The organism is Pseudomonas sp. So3.2b (assembly GCF_019464415.1).
In the GTDB taxonomy this organism is placed as follows: domain Bacteria; phylum Pseudomonadota; class Gammaproteobacteria; order Pseudomonadales; family Pseudomonadaceae; genus Aquipseudomonas; species Aquipseudomonas shahriarae.
Genome location: NZ_CP080494.1, coordinates 1,907,075 through 1,925,025, shown reverse-complemented (window position 1 = coordinate 1,925,025; position 17,951 = coordinate 1,907,075). Strand labels below are relative to the sequence as shown.

General features: G+C 61.4%; 16 protein-coding genes. 6 read left to right on the top strand and 10 right to left on the bottom strand.

What is annotated here, in order from left to right; genetic code table 11:
• Positions 1-6: 6 nt before the first annotated feature.
• Entirely contained in the window at positions 7-2,136 is a 2,130-nt protein-coding gene (gene recQ, locus K1X80_RS08655; RefSeq protein WP_057438779.1) for a DNA helicase RecQ, read from the bottom strand.
• Positions 2,137-2,410: 274 nt separating this feature from the next.
• Between recQ and K1X80_RS08650 the strand changes: the two genes are divergently transcribed.
• From K1X80_RS08650 to K1X80_RS08640, 3 genes are all read left to right on the top strand, one after another.
• Complete coding sequence (locus K1X80_RS08650) at positions 2,411-2,998, top strand: YecA family protein (RefSeq protein ID WP_057438778.1); 588 nt, start codon at positions 2,411-2,413, stop codon at positions 2,996-2,998.
• 20 nt (positions 2,999-3,018) lie between these two features.
• Positions 3,019-3,405 (top strand): YbaN family protein, encoded by a 387-nt coding sequence (locus K1X80_RS08645; RefSeq protein ID WP_057438777.1) that lies wholly within the window; start codon positions 3,019-3,021, stop codon positions 3,403-3,405.
• A 107-nt stretch (positions 3,406-3,512) separates the two neighbouring features.
• Positions 3,513-6,983 (top strand): PAS domain-containing hybrid sensor histidine kinase/response regulator, encoded by a 3,471-nt coding sequence (locus tag K1X80_RS08640; protein WP_220172820.1) that lies wholly within the window; start codon positions 3,513-3,515, stop codon positions 6,981-6,983.
• Positions 6,984-7,446: 463 nt separating this feature from the next.
• On the opposite strand, the gene rmuC is transcribed toward K1X80_RS08640, so the two are convergent.
• Both rmuC and K1X80_RS08630 read right to left on the bottom strand, forming a co-directional pair.
• Positions 7,447-8,811: a DNA recombination protein RmuC gene (gene rmuC, locus K1X80_RS08635; RefSeq protein WP_162947788.1), complete on the bottom strand. Its 1,365-nt coding sequence runs from the start codon at positions 8,809-8,811 to the stop codon at positions 7,447-7,449.
• A gap of 175 nt (positions 8,812-8,986) precedes the next feature.
• Positions 8,987-9,310, bottom strand: a complete 324-nt coding sequence (locus K1X80_RS08630; protein WP_057438775.1) for a sel1 repeat family protein — start codon at positions 9,308-9,310, stop codon at positions 8,987-8,989.
• A gap of 879 nt (positions 9,311-10,189) precedes the next feature.
• Here K1X80_RS08630 and K1X80_RS08625 point away from each other — a divergent pair.
• From K1X80_RS08625 to K1X80_RS08615, 3 genes are all read left to right on the top strand, one after another.
• Positions 10,190-10,414 (top strand): hypothetical protein, encoded by a 225-nt coding sequence (locus tag K1X80_RS08625; protein ID WP_007898912.1) that lies wholly within the window; start codon positions 10,190-10,192, stop codon positions 10,412-10,414.
• A gap of 279 nt (positions 10,415-10,693) precedes the next feature.
• Positions 10,694-11,176 carry a hypothetical protein gene (locus K1X80_RS08620; RefSeq protein ID WP_057958860.1) on the top strand — a complete coding sequence of 161 codons (483 nt, stop codon included), beginning with the start codon at positions 10,694-10,696 and terminating at the stop codon, positions 11,174-11,176.
• Positions 11,177-11,322: 146 nt separating this feature from the next.
• Positions 11,323-12,597, top strand: coding sequence for an OmpP1/FadL family transporter (locus tag K1X80_RS08615; protein WP_057958859.1), 1,275 nt, complete (start codon positions 11,323-11,325; stop codon positions 12,595-12,597).
• A 65-nt stretch (positions 12,598-12,662) separates the two neighbouring features.
• On the opposite strand, the gene K1X80_RS08610 is transcribed toward K1X80_RS08615, so the two are convergent.
• The 7 genes from K1X80_RS08610 to cobU all read right to left on the bottom strand — a co-directional run bounded on the left by K1X80_RS08610 (position 12,663) and on the right by cobU (position 17,947).
• Complete coding sequence (locus K1X80_RS08610) at positions 12,663-13,214, bottom strand: glutathione peroxidase (RefSeq protein WP_057958858.1); 552 nt, start codon at positions 13,212-13,214, stop codon at positions 12,663-12,665.
• Positions 13,215-13,364: 150 nt separating this feature from the next.
• Positions 13,365-14,564, bottom strand: coding sequence for an MFS transporter (locus K1X80_RS08605; RefSeq protein WP_162947787.1), 1,200 nt, complete (start codon positions 14,562-14,564; stop codon positions 13,365-13,367).
• Between the two features lie 61 nt (positions 14,565-14,625).
• Positions 14,626-15,030 (bottom strand): MarR family winged helix-turn-helix transcriptional regulator, encoded by a 405-nt coding sequence (locus K1X80_RS08600; RefSeq protein WP_057438770.1) that lies wholly within the window; start codon positions 15,028-15,030, stop codon positions 14,626-14,628.
• A 42-nt stretch (positions 15,031-15,072) separates the two neighbouring features.
• Positions 15,073-15,801, bottom strand: a complete 729-nt coding sequence (locus K1X80_RS08595) for an adenosylcobinamide-GDP ribazoletransferase (RefSeq protein ID WP_057958857.1) — start codon at positions 15,799-15,801, stop codon at positions 15,073-15,075.
• On the bottom strand, positions 15,802-16,377 hold the full coding sequence (gene cobC, locus K1X80_RS08590; protein ID WP_057958856.1) for an alpha-ribazole phosphatase family protein: 576 nt from the start codon (positions 16,375-16,377) through the stop codon (positions 15,802-15,804).
• Positions 16,374-17,429 (bottom strand): nicotinate-nucleotide--dimethylbenzimidazole phosphoribosyltransferase, encoded by a 1,056-nt coding sequence (gene cobT / locus K1X80_RS08585; protein WP_120732201.1) that lies wholly within the window; start codon positions 17,427-17,429, stop codon positions 16,374-16,376. Before cobT ends, cobC begins: the two co-directional genes overlap by 4 nt.
• Positions 17,426-17,947 (bottom strand): bifunctional adenosylcobinamide kinase/adenosylcobinamide-phosphate guanylyltransferase, encoded by a 522-nt coding sequence (gene cobU, locus K1X80_RS08580; protein ID WP_057958854.1) that lies wholly within the window; start codon positions 17,945-17,947, stop codon positions 17,426-17,428. The genes cobT and cobU overlap by 4 nt, the downstream gene beginning before the upstream one ends.
• Positions 17,948-17,951: the final 4 nt, after the last annotated feature.

Genomic DNA, 17,951 nt, shown 5'->3' with positions numbered 1-17,951 from the left:
GACGCATCAAATCTCGAATTCCGACTGCAAAGCGGCCCGTACACAGTACAAAACACCCTCAGGCACCCGCCCGGTGAACAGCGGTGCTATATCGGAAACAGGTGGCAACTCGCCTTCACCATCGAGAAACGCATCCTGGATTTCACCCAGCAAGTCTTCCGGCAGATCAAGGGCCTGTTCCAGTGACAGCTGTTGCTTGCCAATGGACTCGGCCAGCAAGGTGTAGACGTTCTTTTCCGAGCACTGCAACTGCCCGGCGATCTGGATCGGGGTCATGCCGGCGCGGGCCAGGCTGATCAGTTCGTGGCGGATATCGGCGACTTCCTTCGGCGCCTCGGCCTGGCCGCCCAGGACTTCCAGGAAGGCCTGGCCATAACGCTCCAGCTTGCGCGCACCGACGCCACTGACCCGAGCCATTTCGGCCATGGTGGTGGGCTGCTCACGCAACATTTCCAGCAAGGTGGAGTCGGGGAAGATGACGTAGGGCGGCACGCTGTGCTCTTGCGCCAGCTTGCGGCGCAAGGCACGCAGGGCTTCCCACTGCTCGCGCTCTTCGCCACGCACCAGTTGGCTGGCCTGGCTGGTGCTGCTGGATTTGGCAGTGGTCTGCGGCTTGAGGTCGCGGCGCAGCTCCAGGCTGACCTCGCCTTTGAGCAGTGGCCGGCAACTGTCGTTCAAGCGCAGGCCGCCGTAGCCTTCCAGGTCGATATCCACCAGGCCACGGGCCACCATCTGGCGGAACAGCGAGCGCCATTCGCCTTCAGCCCGCGCCTTGCCCACGCCATACACCGACAGGTGCTGGTGGCCAAAGCTGCGGATTTTTTCGTTGTCCTTGCCCAGCAGCACATCCACCAGATGGCCGACGCCATAACGCTGGCCGGTACGGAAGATCGCCGACAGGCCCTGACGTGCTGGCTCAGTGGCATCCCAGGTCTGCACACCATCTACACAGTTGTCGCAATGCCCGCAGGGCTGGGGCATGTCTTCGTCGAAATAGGCGAGCAAGGTCTGGCGACGGCAGCGGGTTTCTTCGCACAGCGACAGCATGGCGTCGAGCTTGTGCTGCTCCAGGCGCTTGTGGCGCTCATCGCCCTCGGAGTTCTGCAGCATCTGCTTGAGCATCACCACATCCTGCAGGCCATAGACCATCCAGGCATCCGCCGGCAGGCCATCACGCCCGGCCCGCCCGGTTTCCTGGTAGTACGCTTCCAGGGATTTGGGCAAGTCCATATGGGCCACGAAGCGCACGTTGGACTTGTCGATGCCCATGCCAAACGCAATGGTCGCGACCATGATCAGGCCTTCCTCGTTGAGGAAGCGCTTCTGGTGGTAGGCCCGCAGTTCGTTGGGCAGGCCAGCGTGGTAAGGCAGCGCGGGGTAGCCCTGCTCGCACAGGAACGCCGCCACTTCATCGACCTTCTTGCGCGACAGGCAGTAGACAATCCCGGCATCGCTGCGCCGCTCCGAAAGGAACGCCAGCAACTGCTTGCGCGGCTGTTCCTTGGGCACGATGCGATAAAAGATATTCGGACGGTCGAAGCTGGAGAGAAAACGCTCGGCGTTCTGCAGGTGCAGGCGCTCGACGATCTCTTCGCGGGTGCGCTTGTCGGCCGTGGCGGTCAGGGCGATGCGCGGCACGTTGGGGAACAGTTCGGCCAGTTGCCCCAATTGCAGGTATTCACGGCGGAAATCGTGGCCCCACTGGGATACACAGTGGGCCTCGTCGATTGCGAACAGAGAGATTTCCAGGCTCTGCAGGAACGCCAGCATCCGCGGCTGGACCAGACGCTCGGGCGCCAGGTAGAGCATTTTCACTTCGCCGCGGCGGATCCGCGCCGCCAGGTCACGCTGCTGCTCGGCGCTCAGGGTAGAGTTCAACGCGGCGGCTGCGACGCCCAGTTCTTCCAGGGTGGCCACTTGATCGTCCATCAGCGCGATCAACGGCGAGACCACCACCGCCAGCCCTTCGCGCAACAATGCCGGCACTTGGAAGCACAACGACTTACCGCCGCCGGTAGGCATCAGGACCAGGGCATCACCGCCGCTGGCCACGCGCTCAATGATCGCACCCTGGCGGCCACGAAAGCTGTCGTAGCCGAAGATGTCCTTGAGGACGCGTTGAGCCTGTTCAAGCATGAAAAACTCCAAATTCCACCGAAATCCCTCTGTACAGGCTGGCTGAAAAAGCACGCCTGGCCGGAAAATAATCCGTAAGCGAACTTTTCCCGCAACCGCATCCGGCCTGCAGGGGCATCACAAAACGCGGCAGTATACCCGAGCACTCCCCGGCAAAGGGCGCCGCTGACGAATAGCGGCCCATCTGAAAACCTTGCAAATATGCCGTGCGGCTGGCCTGCACGCTCAAGAAAGCCTAGAATTCAGCATCGTATATTCCCAAGGTAGTCTTTCAATGTCCTTCGCTGAGCAACTAAACCGCCTGCAAGCCTTCCTCGATGCCGATGAGCTGCATGACGAGGCGCTGGACTACGTGGCCGCCCATGGCTACCTGACTGCGCTGTCGATCTGCTCCGAACCGGTTCCTGATCGTGAATGGATCGACGCCCTGTTCGCCGAAGAGCCGCACTACAAGGATGAGGCCCAGCGCAGCGAGATCGAAGAAACCCTGATCCAGCTCAAGGCCCACATCTCCCGCCAACTGGCCTCCGATGAAGAGTTCGAGCTGCCCTGTGAGCTCGACCTCGGCGAAGAGCCGGACGACTCCGACCTGCGCGGCTGGTGCATTGGTTTCATGGAAGGTGTGTTTCTGCGTGAAGCCGCCTGGTTCGAAACCGCCGAGGAAGAAGTCAGCGAAATGCTGCTGCCGATCATGGTCGGTTCCGGCCTGTTCGACGACCAGCCTGAGTTCGCCGACATCGCCAGCGATGCCAACCTGATGGACGACATGATCGTACAGATCCCGGAAGCACTGACCGCCCTGTACCTGCTGTGCAACGCCCCCGACGAAAAACCGGCGATCCTCAAGCCTCGCCATCACTGAGTCCCCCGCCCGTGGCGCCCATGGGCAACCGCTCCCCGATTGTGCGCTACGTGCTGCTGGCCATTGGCTGGTTGAGCGTAGTGCTCGGGGTGATCGGAATCTTCCTGCCGGTCTTGCCGACCACCCCCTTCCTGCTATTGGCTGCCGGCTGCTTTGCCCGTAGTTCACCGCGCTTCTACGACTGGCTGGTCAACCATCCGCGCCTGGGCCCTTGGATTCGGGATTACCTCGATGGCAACGGCATCCCACTCAAGGGCAAAGTCTATGCAATCGGCCTGATGTGGCTGAGCATTGGCATCTCTTGCTACCTGGTGCCATTGCCCTGGGCACGCGGGTTCATGCTGACCAGCGCGGTGCTGGTGACGATCTACATCCTGCGCCAGAAGACCCTGCCGCCACGATCGTAGGAACTGCCCCCTACCCGACCTTCGTCGGCACTGACTAACCCCGGCCATCATGCGAGACTGTCGTCCCGGGCCTGGAATGCCTGGGCGTTTTTATGTCCGGAGTATTCATGACGCTGTCCAGCGGGCTGATCGCCGCCGTTGCCCTGGCCTATATGGCCATTATGTTTGCCATCGCCTTCTACGGTGACCGCCGCCGTGCGCCCCTGCCGCCACGGGTGCGTGCGTGGGTGTATAGCCTGTCGCTGGCGGTGTACTGCACCAGTTGGACCTTCTTCGGCGCTGTAGGTCAGGCCGCCGAACAGTTGTGGGCATTTTTACCGATCTACCTGGGCCCCGTCCTGCTGCTGGTGCTGGCGCCCTGGGTCCTGCAAAAGATGATTCTGATCAGCAAGCAGGAAAACATCACCTCCATCGCCGACTTTATCGCCGCGCGCTATGGCAAATCCCAGTCCCTGGCCGTGGTCGTGGCGCTGATCTGCCTGGTGGGCGTGCTGCCTTATATTGCCCTGCAACTCAAAGGCATCGTGCTGGGGGTCAACCTGCTGATTGGCGCCGGCGCCGATGCCACCGGCACGCGGGCCCAGGACACCGCCCTGATCGTGTCCCTGGTGCTGGCGCTGTTCACCATCGTATTTGGTACCCGCAACCTCGACGCCACGGAGCACCACCGTGGCATGGTACTGGCGATTGCCTTCGAGTCTCTGGTCAAGCTGTTCGCGTTTCTCGCCGTGGGTGCGTTTGTGACCTACGGCCTGTACGACGGTTTCAACGATCTGCTCAGCCAGGCGATGCTCGCGCCGAGGCTGGAGGAATACTGGAAAGAGACCGTCAACTGGCCCTCGATGGTGGTGCAGACCGGCGTGGCGATGATGGCGATCATCTGCCTGCCCCGCCAGTTCCACGTCACTGTCGTGGAGAACATCGAGCCCCAGGACCTGCGCCTGGCCAAGTGGGTGTTCCCGGCGTATCTGGTGCTGGCCGCACTGTTTGTAGTGCCGATTGCCCTGGGCGGCAAGATGCTGCTACCCAGCTCGGTACTGCCGGACTCCTACGTGATCAGCCTGCCTCTGGCCGAAGCCCATCCGGCCCTGGCGCTGCTGGCGTTTATCGGCGGTGCGTCGGCGGCGACCGGCATGGTCATCGTGGCCAGTGTGGCGCTGTCGACCATGGTCTCCAACGATATGTTGCTGCCGTGGCTACTGCGCCGAACCAACGCCGAGCGCCCGTTCGAAGTCTTCCGTCACTGGATGCTCTCGGTACGCCGGGTCAGTATCGTGATCATTCTGCTGCTGGCCTATGTCAGCTACCGCCTGCTCGGCTCCACCGCCAGCCTGGCAACCATCGGCCAGATTGCGTTTGCCGCCGTGACCCAGCTGGCACCGGCGATGCTCGGCGCGCTGTACTGGAAGCAAGCCAACCGGCGCGGCGTGTTTGCCGGCCTGGCGGCTGGCACTTTCCTGTGGTTCTACACCCTGGTGCTGCCAATTGCCGCCCATAGCCTGGGCTGGTCGCTGAATATCTTCCCGGGCCTGGCCTGGCTGCATGGCAACCCACTGGGGCTGCCGATCACCCCACTGACCCAGGGCGTGGTGCTGTCTTTGGCGGGTAACTTCACCCTGTTCGCCTGGGTCTCGGTGCTGTCGCGCACACGGGTCTCGGAGCATTGGCAGGCCGGGCGGTTCATCGGCCAGGAAACCAGCCAGCGCGCCAGCGCCCGCTCCATGCTCTCGGTGCAGATCAATGACCTGTTGAGCCTGGCCGCGCGTTTTGTCGGCGAAGAACGGGCGCAACAGAGCTTCATCCGCTTCGCCTACCGCCAAGGCAAGGGCTTTAACCCCAACCAGAATGCCGACAACGACTGGATCGCCCACACTGAACGGCTGCTGGCTGGCGTACTGGGTGCATCGTCGACGCGGGCGGTGGTGAAAGCAGCGATTGAAGGCCGCGAAATGCAGCTGGAGGACGTAGTCCGTATCGCTGACGAAGCCTCCGAAGTGCTGCAGTTCAACCGGGCGCTGTTGCAGGGCGCGATCGAGAACATCACCCAGGGCATCAGCGTGGTGGATCAGTCCCTAAAGCTGGTGGCCTGGAACCGTCGTTACCTGGAGCTGTTCAACTACCCCGAGGGCCTGATCAGCGTCGGCCGGCCGATTGCCGACATTATTCGCTACAACGCCGAGCGCGGGCTATGCGGCCCGGGCGAGGCCGAAGTCCACGTGGCACGGCGCCTGCACTGGATGCGCCAGGGCCGGGCCCATACTTCGGAACGGCTGTTTCCCAATGGCCGGGTGATCGAGCTGATCGGCAACCCGATGCCGGGTGGCGGGTTCGTCATGAGTTTTACTGACATTACTGCCTTCCGCGAGGCCGAGCAGGCCCTGACCGAGGCCAACGAGGGCCTGGAGCAGCGGGTCACCGAGCGTACCCATGAACTGTCGCAACTGAACGTGGCCCTGACCGATGCCAAAGGTGTGGCCGAGTCGGCCAACCAGTCGAAAACCCGCTTCCTCGCCGCGGTCAGTCATGACCTGATGCAACCGTTGAACGCTGCGCGACTGTTCTCGGCCGCCCTCTCCCACCAGAGCGAAGGTTTGTCCGGAGAAGCCCGGCAACTGGTGCAACACCTGGACAGTTCGTTGCGCTCGGCCGAAGACCTGATCAGCGACTTGCTGGATATCTCCCGCCTGGAAAACGGCAAGATCAACCCTCAGCGTCAGCCATTTGCCTTGAGTGAACTGTTCGACGCCCTGGGCGCGGAGTTCAAGGTGCTGGCCCAGGAGCAAGGCTTGCGTTTCCGCCTGCGCGGCAGTCACTTGCGCGTCGACAGTGATATCAAACTGCTGCGGCGGATCCTGCAGAATTTCCTGACCAACGCCTTCCGCTATGCCCACGGCCCGGTGCTGCTGGGTGTACGACGGCGGCGTGGCGAACTGCGCCTGGAAGTGTGGGACCGTGGCCCGGGCATTCCGCTGGACAAACAGAAAGTCATCTTCGAAGAGTTCAAGCGCCTGGACAGCCACCAGACCCGTGCCGAGAAAGGCCTGGGCCTTGGCCTGGCCATTGCTGACGGCCTGTGCCGAGTGCTCGGCCACCGCTTGCGCGTGCGCTCATGGCCAGGCAAAGGCAGCGTGTTCAGCGTCAGCGTGCCGCTGGCCAAGGCGCAGACCAGCGTGCAGGTACAGGCCACACCGGAAAAGGGCCTGCCGTTGAGCGGCGCCCAGGTGCTGTGCGTGGACAACGAAGACAGCATCCTGATTGGCATGCGCAGCCTGTTGAGCCGCTGGGGCTGCCAGGTCTGGACCGCACGCGATCAGGCGCAATGCGCCGTGTTGCTGGCAGAAGGCATGCGCCCGCAATTGGCCCTGGTGGATTACCACCTGGACCACGGCGAGACAGGTACCGAATTGATGGGTTGGCTGCGCGCACAACTGGCGGAACCGATTCCGGGGGTGGTGATCAGCGCCGATGGCCGGCCGGAAATGGTGGCCGAGGTGCATGCGGCGGGCTTGGATTACCTGGCCAAACCGGTGAAACCGGCGGCGTTGCGGGCGCTGCTGAATCGGCATTTGCCGTTGTAACGTGTGGGAGTTGGTTTGCCTGCGATGGTCAACGGTATCTACACGACTCTTTCGTGGTTCTTGGGGTTGTGTACAGATCCATTGCTGCGGTCACGGCGGCTATTGGTTCCGCCCTTACGGCGGGTCACTTTTGGAAAAGAGCCCGGAGTGCCGGCCCAGCCAAAAGTAACCAAAAGGGCTCCTGCCCCACCACTCGGCACCTCGCCTGGGCTCGGTGTGCCCGTCATCCGACATTGATTTGGGGGGCCGCCGCGATGGGCCATCCATGGCCCAGCGCGGCTAACCCGGCGTCCTGCCGGGTTACCCCCCAAATCAATATCGGATGACGGCCAGCGTGGTTTAACGGGGCGCCTGAGATCAAAATCACAAGCAAAGCGAGGCGGCCTTAGAGCCGACCTGATCATTGAAGCGTGCGCGTCCTCCGGCTCCCACAAAAGCCCACTCCCGCATTTCGGTTCTGCGTCTAGTCAGGTAGCTGGGCGACGCCATCTTCGTCGGTCATCGCTTTTTCCAACAGATCCGCAGGCAGACCTTTACTGGCGCGCGCGCCGAGCAGCTTCAATTGTTCCACCCGGCTGACCAGATTGCCGCGACCATCTGTGAGCTTGTTGCGCGCTGCACTGTAAGCCTTATCCAGCTGTTGTAGGCGATTACCCACTTCATCCAGGTCCTGGATAAACAATACGAACTTGTCGTACAGCCAGCCGGCGCGTTCGGCAATTTCCCGGGCGTTCTGGCTTTGCCGCTCCTGCTTCCACAGGCTGTCGATCACCCGCAGGGTCGCCAGCAAGGTGGTAGGGCTGACGATTACGATATGGCGGTCGAAGGCTTCCTGGAACAGGTTCGGCTCGGCCTGCAACGCAGCCGAAAACGCGGCCTCGATGGGCACGAACAACAACACGAAATCCAGGCTGTGCAAGCCTTCAAGACGCTTGTAGTCCTTGCCGGCCAAGCCTTTGACATGATTGCGCAGTGACAGCACGTGCTGCTTGAGGGCGGCTTGGCCGATCACCTCGTCATCGGCCGCCACGTACTGCTGATACGCAGTGAGGCTGACCTTGGAGTCCACCACTACCTGCCTGTCGCCCGGCAACATGATCAGCACGTCCGGCTGGAAACGCTCGCCATCGGGGCCCTTGAGGCTGACCTGGGTCTGGTACTCGCGGCCCTTCTCCAGGCCGGCATGTTCCAGCACCCGCTCCAGAATCAACTCACCCCAGTTGCCTTGGGTCTTCTGCCCCTTGAGGGCGCGGGTGAGGTTGGTGGCTTCGTCCGACAGGCGCAGGTTCAATTGCTGTAGGCGCTCCAGCTCCTTGCCCAGGGAAAATCGCTCCCGCGCCTCGTTCTGATAGCTTTCTTCCACGCGCTTTTCGAACGACTGGATGCGCTCCTTCAGCGGGTCAAGCAATTGCCCGAGGCGTTGCTGGCTGGTTTCGGCAAATCGCTGCTCGCGCTCGTCGAAGATCTTCCCGGCCAACTCGGCGAACTGCGCGCGCAGCTCATCCCGCGAGCCTTGCAGGTCGTTGAGGCGTTGTTGATGGCTGTCCTGCTGCTCGCGCAGTTCGGCACGCAGGGAGGCCGACAAGGCGTCCAGGCGGCGCAGCTCGCCTTCCTTGGCGGAGCGCTCGAGGTTCCAGGCGTGGGCCGCATCGCGGGCGTTGTCGCGATCGATCTGCAGCAGCTCGACTTCCCGGCGTACCGCCGCCAGGTCGGCCTGTTTGGCCGCATTGGCCTGGCTCAGGTCGCTGATCTCGTCACGGCTGGCGTCCAGTTGTGCGGCCAGCCCTTCCTGGGCCATCTGCGCGGTAGCCAGGCGCTCCTCCAACAGCTCCCAACCGGCGCTGCGAGCGTTCAGGCGACGCTGGATCTGCCAGCACAGGACCATCAGAGGCAACGCCGCAGCGGCGAGGCCCAGTGCCACACTGGTCCAGTCAAAAGCCATAGCCATTCCTGCCATTACGGTAAAAGAGGAAGGTTAACCAAGCAGGCGCTTCGTGGACAGCTCAGTCTTTGATCTGACCCAGTTCACGCTGGGCGCCAGGGTCGCCGGCACGGGCGGCCTGGCGCAGCAGGTCGTGGCCGATGCGGCGGTCCCGGGCATTGCCGCACTCACGGCACATCAACAGGCCCAGGCGACTCTGCGCCACGACCACCCCTTCACGGGCGGGCTGCTTGAGCAAACGCCCGGCGAAGTGCTTGATATTGGGGTTATCGCCAATGCGCGGGTTATCCAGCAGCCACAGCGCGACTTTCAAAGAAAAACGCTTGGGCGGGGTAACACTCGGAGGGTTGTCGGTAACAGCGGGTGATACTGAGCGAAACTTCATAAAGCACTGTAGGGCAGAACGGAAGGCGCGCCACTCTACTCCTTTTTTCGTACGGGTAAAGCTGAAAAAACCCGGCACGCCCGTTCTAGAGCAAGCGCTTGGGACAATCCACAGAAGCTGTGGATAACTCAGTGGACAACCGTGCTTTAACTCGCGCAAAGGCCCATGGAACGGGGGCCGCGCTTAAACTGACGATTTTTTCACCAATAAAAAAAAGCCAGATTTTTCATTGACTTAAATTTTCGATGCAGGCATTCGTGGGCTAATCCGACCACACGCCTTCCTGGTGACACACTGCGCAACCAATGTGCACAACTACCTGCCTGGTGGTTATATCGCCGCCGCTTTGTGGCCCAAAACGTTACAGGGGTGACACACAAGCGTGGGCTGTACCAGGGGCCCAAGTAAGGTATTTTTGCTAACACACTTGCTTTACCGGTTTCAAGCCATTACTATCCGCAGCGTTAGTACCAAGCTGAAAGTCAATTCTGGTCGAATAAATCCCCGCGACGTAGCTTCCCTAAAGAGAAGTTTTGTCAATCTTGATGGGATCGACCACCTCGATGGTTTCCAGGTATCACTTGCGACGACACTGCCTTTGAACAATGCAAAGGGTGTCGCGAAGTTTCCATACTCTGACCGAACCAACCTGCAAATTGATCAGGATCTTCACCCTGGGCCCAGAACCTTTGCCCCTGTTGTGTTGCCTGCCCTCCTAAGTACCTACCTGCCAGCCCAAGCGCGCCAAATTATTCAGCGCTTCAAACTGGCTGCTTTGTTCCAGTCGGGTTCTTCGCATGATCAATGGTGATCAGCGTCACTGGAACGTTTTAACGTTGCACGGTTCTTATCCGTGTCATTTGTAGGAACACCAATAATATGTCCACTCAAATCCATACTCAGGATGCCATTCGCACCCTCACCAATGCTTTTGCTCCAATGAACTGCCTGATCATGGCCGCTCGCAAAGGCTGCTTCAGCTTCACCCTGGTCAACGAACACGGCATCGCTCGTCACAGCGAACGCCTGTACCCCGATCAATACTCCAGCGCAGAGCCGCTGCAGGCCGTGATCGAGCGTACCCGTCAGGCCCTGGTTGCCTGATTGACCCGACGCTGAACATCGAAAACCCTGCCCGCAAAGCAGGGTTTTTTATTGCCTGGAATTCGGTTTTTTGTCGGTTGGCTTTAGGTCAAACAGATATAACGCTTATAACCACCCACCGGAAATATTTTAAAAACAGACCTTTACGTCGTGAATCTGACACTACACTTCAACTCAGGCGGCATGATCCGCCTCCGGCGAGCCTGAGATCCGATCCACCGCTGCCAAGCCCCCTCTTCTCAGGCATCGCCGACCATTTTCAAGGGTTCCGAGGGTTCTATGGGCATTGCCGCCAGCGAATTGTGTCGTTATGTGATCCGACCCACGCTGATTTACCTGGGTCGCCACAGCCAAACCGCAGAATCCCTGCTGCTGGGGGTTGCCGCCAGCCAATCGGAACTGGGCTCGGCCCTGCATGACCGGCGCGGCCACGGCCTGTACCGCATTACCGAATCGCGCCACAGGGCCTTATGGGACAGCTACCTGGCCCTCGACCCGGAACGTGCCAGCCTGGTGCGCGGCCTCGCCAGCCAGCATGCCTTCCTCAGCGGGCCGCAGCTGGAACTGACGGTCAACCTGCGCTACGCCACCGCCATCGCCTGGTTGCTGGTGGAACAACATCGCCCCGAACTGCCCCAACCCGACGATCTGCTGGCAATGGCGCGTATCTGGAAAGAAATATTTCACCCTCAGGGTCGGCTGCGGGATTACACCCAGGCCTGGCAAACCTGTGTAAACCCAATGAATCAGGTCGCGTGCTGATCGGGCGCTTTGCAAGATTCGGCAAAAAGCGGCAATTTTGGTCGGATTGTCCTACAAAACCGCTCTATCTCCGGCATTACAGCCTATAGCGCTAAGTTAATTTTATTGATACTTTCCGCAGCGGTGATCACCCCGGAGTTCTAATAATGAAAAAAGTAATGCTCAAGACCACACTTAGCCTCGCCGTTGCCATGGCCTCCTCCCAACTGTTCGCAAGCGGCTTTGCCCTCAACGAACAAAGCGTCAGCGGGATGGGTACCGGGTTCGCGGGCCGTTCTTCTTCTGCCGATGATGCAAGCACTGTTTTTGGCAACCCTGCCGGTATGGCTCGCCTTGAAGGCCAGCAAGTCACGGGCGGTGTTGCGGCAATTGATGCTTCCACTGATATCAAAGATGTCAGCGGTCGCTCCAGCGGCACCAACAAAGGCGACATGGTCCCCTTCACGGCGGTACCGTTCGGCTTCTACACCAACAAACTCAATGACCAGTGGGCAGTCGGCTTCGGTGTGTATGCACCGTTCGGCCTGATTACCGACTACGAGAGCAAATATCAGGGCCGTGGCTTTGGCAGCAAAAGTGAAGTTCAAGTCATCACTTTCCAGCCAACCGTCAGCTATGCCTTCAACGACAGGGTTTCCGTCGGTTTTGGTCCAACCTTCAACCGCATTGCCGGCACCCTGGAATCAGAACTGACACTGAACCCTGCTGCGCCTGACACCCGGATCAAGATCAAGGGCGACGATACTGCCATTGGCTTCAACGCCGGCGTGCTGGTCCAGGCAACCGATAGCACCCGCGTTGGCCTGACCTACCACTCGAAGGTCAAGTACAAACTTGAAGGCCACACCGAAGTGAACGCCCCGGCCATCACCTCCGGCGCCCTGGCGACCGGTCGTTATGACGCCTCGCTGAAAATCGACACCCCTGAATCCTGGGATCTATCGGTTACCCAGGACATGAACGACGCCTGGAAGCTGTATGCCGGTGCCACCTGGACGCGCTGGAGCCGTCTGAAGGACATCACCGTCAACAACAAAGGCGTGACCACCGCCGGCGGCGGCTTCGCCCCAACGCTGGTAGGTACCATCAAGGAAGAACAGAACTGGCACGACACCTGGGCTTATGCCGTGGGTACCTCTTACCAGTTGACCAAGCAGGTTGTGCTGCGTACCGGCTTGACCTTCGACCAGTCGCCAACCAACAGCACTGATCGTTCGCCACGTATCCCTACCGGCGACCGGACCATCTTCAGCGTTGGCCTGGGCTACGCCGTCATGGATAACATGACCATCGACCTGGCCTACTCCTACCTCAAGGAAGAAGAAGTCAGCGTCAACCGCTCCAACCAGTTGGCCAGCTACAACGCCAAGTACAAAAACAGCGCCAACGGTTTCGGCCTGGGCATGACATACAAGTTCTGATCCAACGCTGCATAAAAAAGCCCCGCTCTCCTGCAAAGGAGGCGGGGCTTTTTAGTGGCTGATAATCAGGGTTTGGAAGCCAGTGCCTGCTCCACGGCCTTGATCAGATCCGGGCTATCCGGTTTGGTCAGGCTGGAGAAGCTGGCGATCACCTTGCCCTGGCGATCCACCACGTACTTGTAGAAATTCCATTTCGGCGCGTTGCTCTGCTCGGCCAGGACCTTGAACAGATGCGCCGCATCGGGGCCCCTGACCTTCTGTGGCTCGGTCATGGTGAACGTCACGCCGTAGTTCACATAGCAGACCTTGGCCGTTTCCTCGCCTGTCTTGGCTTCTTGCTTGAAGTCATCGGAGGGCACACCAATCACTTCCAGGCCGTCACCTTTGTAGCGCTGATACAACGCCTCCAGTCCCTTGAACTGCGGGGCGAACCCACAAAAACTGGCGGTATTGACGATCACCAGGGGCTTGCCGGCAAAGCGCTGGCACAGGTCGATGGACTCCTTGGCGCGCAATTTGGGCAACTGGCCCTCAAGCAACGTTGGGCAATCGGCGGCCATGGCGACACCACCAAGGCCCATCATCAGGGCGGGTACTGCAAGCCAACGCATTAACATGTCGGGTGTCCTTGGACAAAGTCAGGCAAACAACTTAACAGATCGACATACCCAGTTGCATCAACGCCAGCCCGCTGCGCTGCCAGCCCCACCAGGCCAGCAGCAATAGCGTCAGCAGGCCGGCTGCGCCAACCCAGTACCCGATCGAGTTCATGCTACCCCCATCTGCGCTTGCAACCTGGCCACAGGCCGCTCACGCACGGGCCAATTAAGGGCGGCCGCGACCAGGCTCAAGACGATCGCCACCTGCCAGATCAAATCGTAGTTACCGGTTCGATCATAGACCACGCCCCCCAGCCAGCCGCCGAGGAACGAGCCCAACTGATGGAACAGGAACACGATCCCACCCAGCATCGACAGGTTTCTCACACCAAATAAGGTCGCCACCGTACCGTTGGTCAGCGGCACGGTCGACAGCCATAAAAAGCCCATGGCCATGCCGAACAGGTAGGCACTCATTTGCGTCACCGGCGCCCACAGGAACAACACGATCACCACCGCCCGCAGCAGGTACAGCGCGGTGAGCAAACGCGGTTTGGACATCCGCCCGCCGAGCCAGCCCGCCGTGTAGGTGCCGAAGATATTGAACAGGCCGATCAGCGCCAACACCGTGGTGCCGACGGTCGCCGGCAGGTGCTGATCCACCAGGTAGGCCGGCAAGTGCACGCCGATAAACACCACTTGGAATCCGCAGACAAAAAAACCAAAGGCCAACAACCAGAAACCGGAATGGGAACAGGCTTCATGCAAAGCCTCGCGCAGGGTTTGCTGGCCAGCCATGACCGGCAGCGGGCGGTCCTTGATCATCGTCACCAACGGCACGATCAGCGCCACCAGCAGACCCAGCACCAACAAGGCGGCGGACCAGCCCAGCCAACCGATCAGGCCGAGGGTGCCCGGCAACATGGCAAACTGGCCAAAGGAACCGGCGGCGCTGGCAATGCCCATGGCCATGCTGCGTTTTTCCGGGGCCACGGCACGTCCGACCACGCCGAGGATCACCGAGAATGAGGTGCCGGACAGGCCGATACCGATCAACAAGCCGGCACTCAAGGACAGCGACCACGCCGAATCGGACAAGCCCATGAACACCAGGCCCAGGGCATACAGCACGCCACCGATCATCACCACTTTGGCCGCGCCAAAGCGGTCGGCCAGGGCTCCGGTAAACGGCTGCGCCAGGCCCCAGATCAGGTTTTGCAAGGCGATAGCAAAGGCAAAGGTTTCACGACCCCAGCCGAACTCGGCGCTCATGGGCGCCAGAAACAAACCAAAGCCATGCCGCACGCCCAGGGAAAGGGCCAGGATCAGCGCACTCCCGACAAGAATCCAGCCACTGGTACGCCACATCGAGGTCATTATTATTCTCCGCTACGGGTATATACCCGCTTGTATTCGAACAAGCCCGCGTTTAAGCGAGTTCATCCAGCAAGGCCAACAGGGTTTCGCGTTTTTGCACGCCCAATTTATCGATCAGTTTCTGCTGCGCCGCTTCCCAGGCCGGCAATGCGGCCGCCAGGCGCTGTTTGCCTTGCTCCGTGAGCACCACCAGACGGTTGCGCAGGTCATCGCCTTCGACCAACCGTACCAGGCCTTCGCCCTCCAGCACCCGCAGGTTACGCCCCAGGGTGCTGCGGTCCAGGCCCATGGCATCGGCCAGACTGGAAATACTCGGTTGATTCAGACGCTGCAGGTTACACAGCAAAGAATACTGGGCGACGTTGATTCCGAAGCCATCGAGGGCGCCGTCGTAGTGCCTGCTGACGCCACGGGCGGCACGACGCAGGTTGGTGCATAAACATTGGGAGGCAAGCATGGAACGTGTATATACCCGCGATTAAGGAAATGCAAGAAAGTGTTACAGAGCCAGGCCGATCAACACCGCCACTTCGAGCAGTTCCAGCAAGGCGCCGGCCGTGTCACCGGTGGTGCCGCCCAGTCGATTGATCATCACCTGCCGCAAGCCCACAAAGCAGATGGCCGCCAGCAACACCGCAATCCCGCCGCTGAAACCGCCGATCAACACACACGCCAGGCCACTGAGGATCAGCACCTGCTGCCCGACAATCCGTGGCAAATGGTCAGCCAGCGCCTGGCCCAGGCCCCCGGCACGCACATAGCGGGTGGTGAGAAACAGTGCCAGCAACGAGCTGCGACCGATCAATGGGGCGAGGATCAAGGCGGCGCCATTGTGTTGCTCGATCAGCGCCACCAGCGCGGTGAATTTAAGCAGCAGCACCAAGCCCAGGGTCACGACAGCAATCGGGCCGCTGCGCGGGTCCTTCATGATGCTCAGGGTGCGTTCTCGGTCGCCAAAGCCACCCAGCCAGGCGTCGGCGCTGTCCGCCAGGCCATCCAGGTGCAGGCCGCCACTGAGCAACACCCACGCCGTCAGCAGCAAGGCCCCGTGCAACAGCAAGGGCGCGCCCATTAACAGCATGTTCAAGCCCCACAGCAGCAACCCGAACAACAGCCCCACCAGCGGATAAAACAGCAGCGAGCGCCCCAGCTCCTGGGGTTGCGGCATGCCCGGCAGGCGAATCGGCAGGCTGCTGAGAAACTGCAAGGCAATCCAGAATGGCAACATTCAGGCGCCCTCGCTCAACACACCGTCGGCCTCGACCCGCAGGCTGAACAGGCCGCCGTGGCCCACCTCGACATTCAGCAACTGCTCACGGGGCAAGCCGCGGGCCTGGGCCAGCAGTAAACGCATGACGCCACCATGGCTGATCAGCAGCACCCGTTGGCCGGCATACAGCTGATGCAGACGTAGGACAGCGTCCCGTACACGCTGGGAAAAGGCCTCGACAGGCTCGCCATCCGGCGGCGTAAAGCTATACGGATCAGCCCAGAAAAGCCCCAATGCCTCGGCATCGGTTTCCATCAATTGCACCGCGCTCTGCCCTTCCCAGGCGCCGAAGTGCAGTTCCTGCAGATCCTGTTCCAGGCTCACCGGCAGGTTCAGGCGTGCGCCCAACTCCTCAGCAAAACGCGCGCAGCGCTGCAGCGGCGAGCTGACCAGACGATCCCACGGCCCGCGCGCCAGCACCGCCTCGCGCATCTGTGCCCAGCCCTTGGCGGTCAGGGCATCATCCAGGCTGCCGCGCAAACCGCCGCCCAGTTCGGTCTCACCATGGCGTAGCAGGTCCAGGTGCAAGGTCATGCCGGGCGGTCCGCCACGGCCGCTTCTGCAAATGTCGCCATCTGCCCGTGTAACGCACAGGCCAGACGCAACAGCGGCACCGCCAGCGCCGCGCCGCTGCCCTCGCCCAGGCGCAGGCCCAGTTCCAGCAGTGGCTGGGCTTCAAGGCTATGCAACACATGGCGATGGCCCGGCTCGGCGCCCCGATGGCCGAACAACAGCCATGGCCGGCACGACGGGTTGAGGCGCGTGGCGACCAGCGCCGCGACGCTGCAGATAAACCCGTCGACCAGCACCACCACCCCCGCCTGGGCGCAGGCCAGATAGGCCCCCACCAACCCGGCGATCTCCAGGCCACCGAGATTGAACAAGGTCTGCAACGGGTCGCCCCGCTGCCCGGCATGCAATGCCAGGGCCCGCTCGATCACCGCCACTTTATGGCTCACGCCCTGGGCATTCAGGCCGGTGCCGGGACCGGTCAGGTCGCTGACTTGGCAATCGAGCAAGGCACAGGCCAGCGCACTGGCGGCAGTGGTGTTGCCGATGCCCATCTCACCGCCAATAAACAGCTGCGCACCGGCGTTGATCGCGCGCTGCACGCTGTCACGCCCCGCCGCCAGGGCCAACTGGCCCTGGGCCTCGGTCATGGCCGCGCCCAGCACAAAATTGGCCGTGCCCGGGGCGATATTCAGGTGGCGCACGCCCGGCAGGTCGAGCGACGGCTTCACGGTGCCCAGATCCACCACTTCCAGCTGTGCATCCAGTTGGCGGGCCAGCACACTGATCGCCGCGCCACCGCTGACAAAGTTATGCAGCATCTGCCCGGTGACTTCCTGGGGATAGGCCGAGACCCCTTCCGCGACCACTCCGTGATCGCCGGCAAAGATGGCGATCCACACCTGCTCGACCGTCGGTTTGACCCGGCCCTGCAAACCGGCCAGTTGCACCGCCAACGCTTCCAGTTGCCCCAGGGACCCGGCGGGCTTGGTCAGTTGTTGCTGGCGGGCCAGGGCTTGTTCATAAGCCGCAGCGTCCAGCGCCTTGCACGGGTCCAGCCACCAGGATGGGCTCATAACGCAGTACCTTTCAAAGTCAGGGGCAGGCCGGCAACGGTCAGCACTACACGCTGACACCGCTCGGCCAAGGCTTGATGCAGCCATCCGGCTTCATCCACATAGCGGCGAGTCAATTCGCCCAGCGGCACGACACCCAGACCGGTCTCGTTGCTGACAAAAATGATTTCGCCCGGCAGCGACGCCAGGCAGTCCAGCAGGGATTCACGCTCGACGCCCAGGCGCTGCGGGTCGTCCAGCAGCAACAGGTTGGTGAGCCACAGGGTCAGGCAATCGACCAGCAGGCAATGCCCAGGGGCCGCGTTTTCACGCAGAACCCGCGCCAATTCCAGCGGTTCCTCGATCAACCCCCACTGGCTGGGACGGCGCTGGCGATGCAGGGCCACGCGCGCATTCATCTCACCGTCCAGGGGTTGGCTGGTGGCGATATAGGTGACAGGCATGGCGCTGTCGCTGGCGAGTTTTTCCGCCAGGCGGCTTTTACCAGAGCGGGCGCCGCCGAGGATCAGTTGCAACATGGTC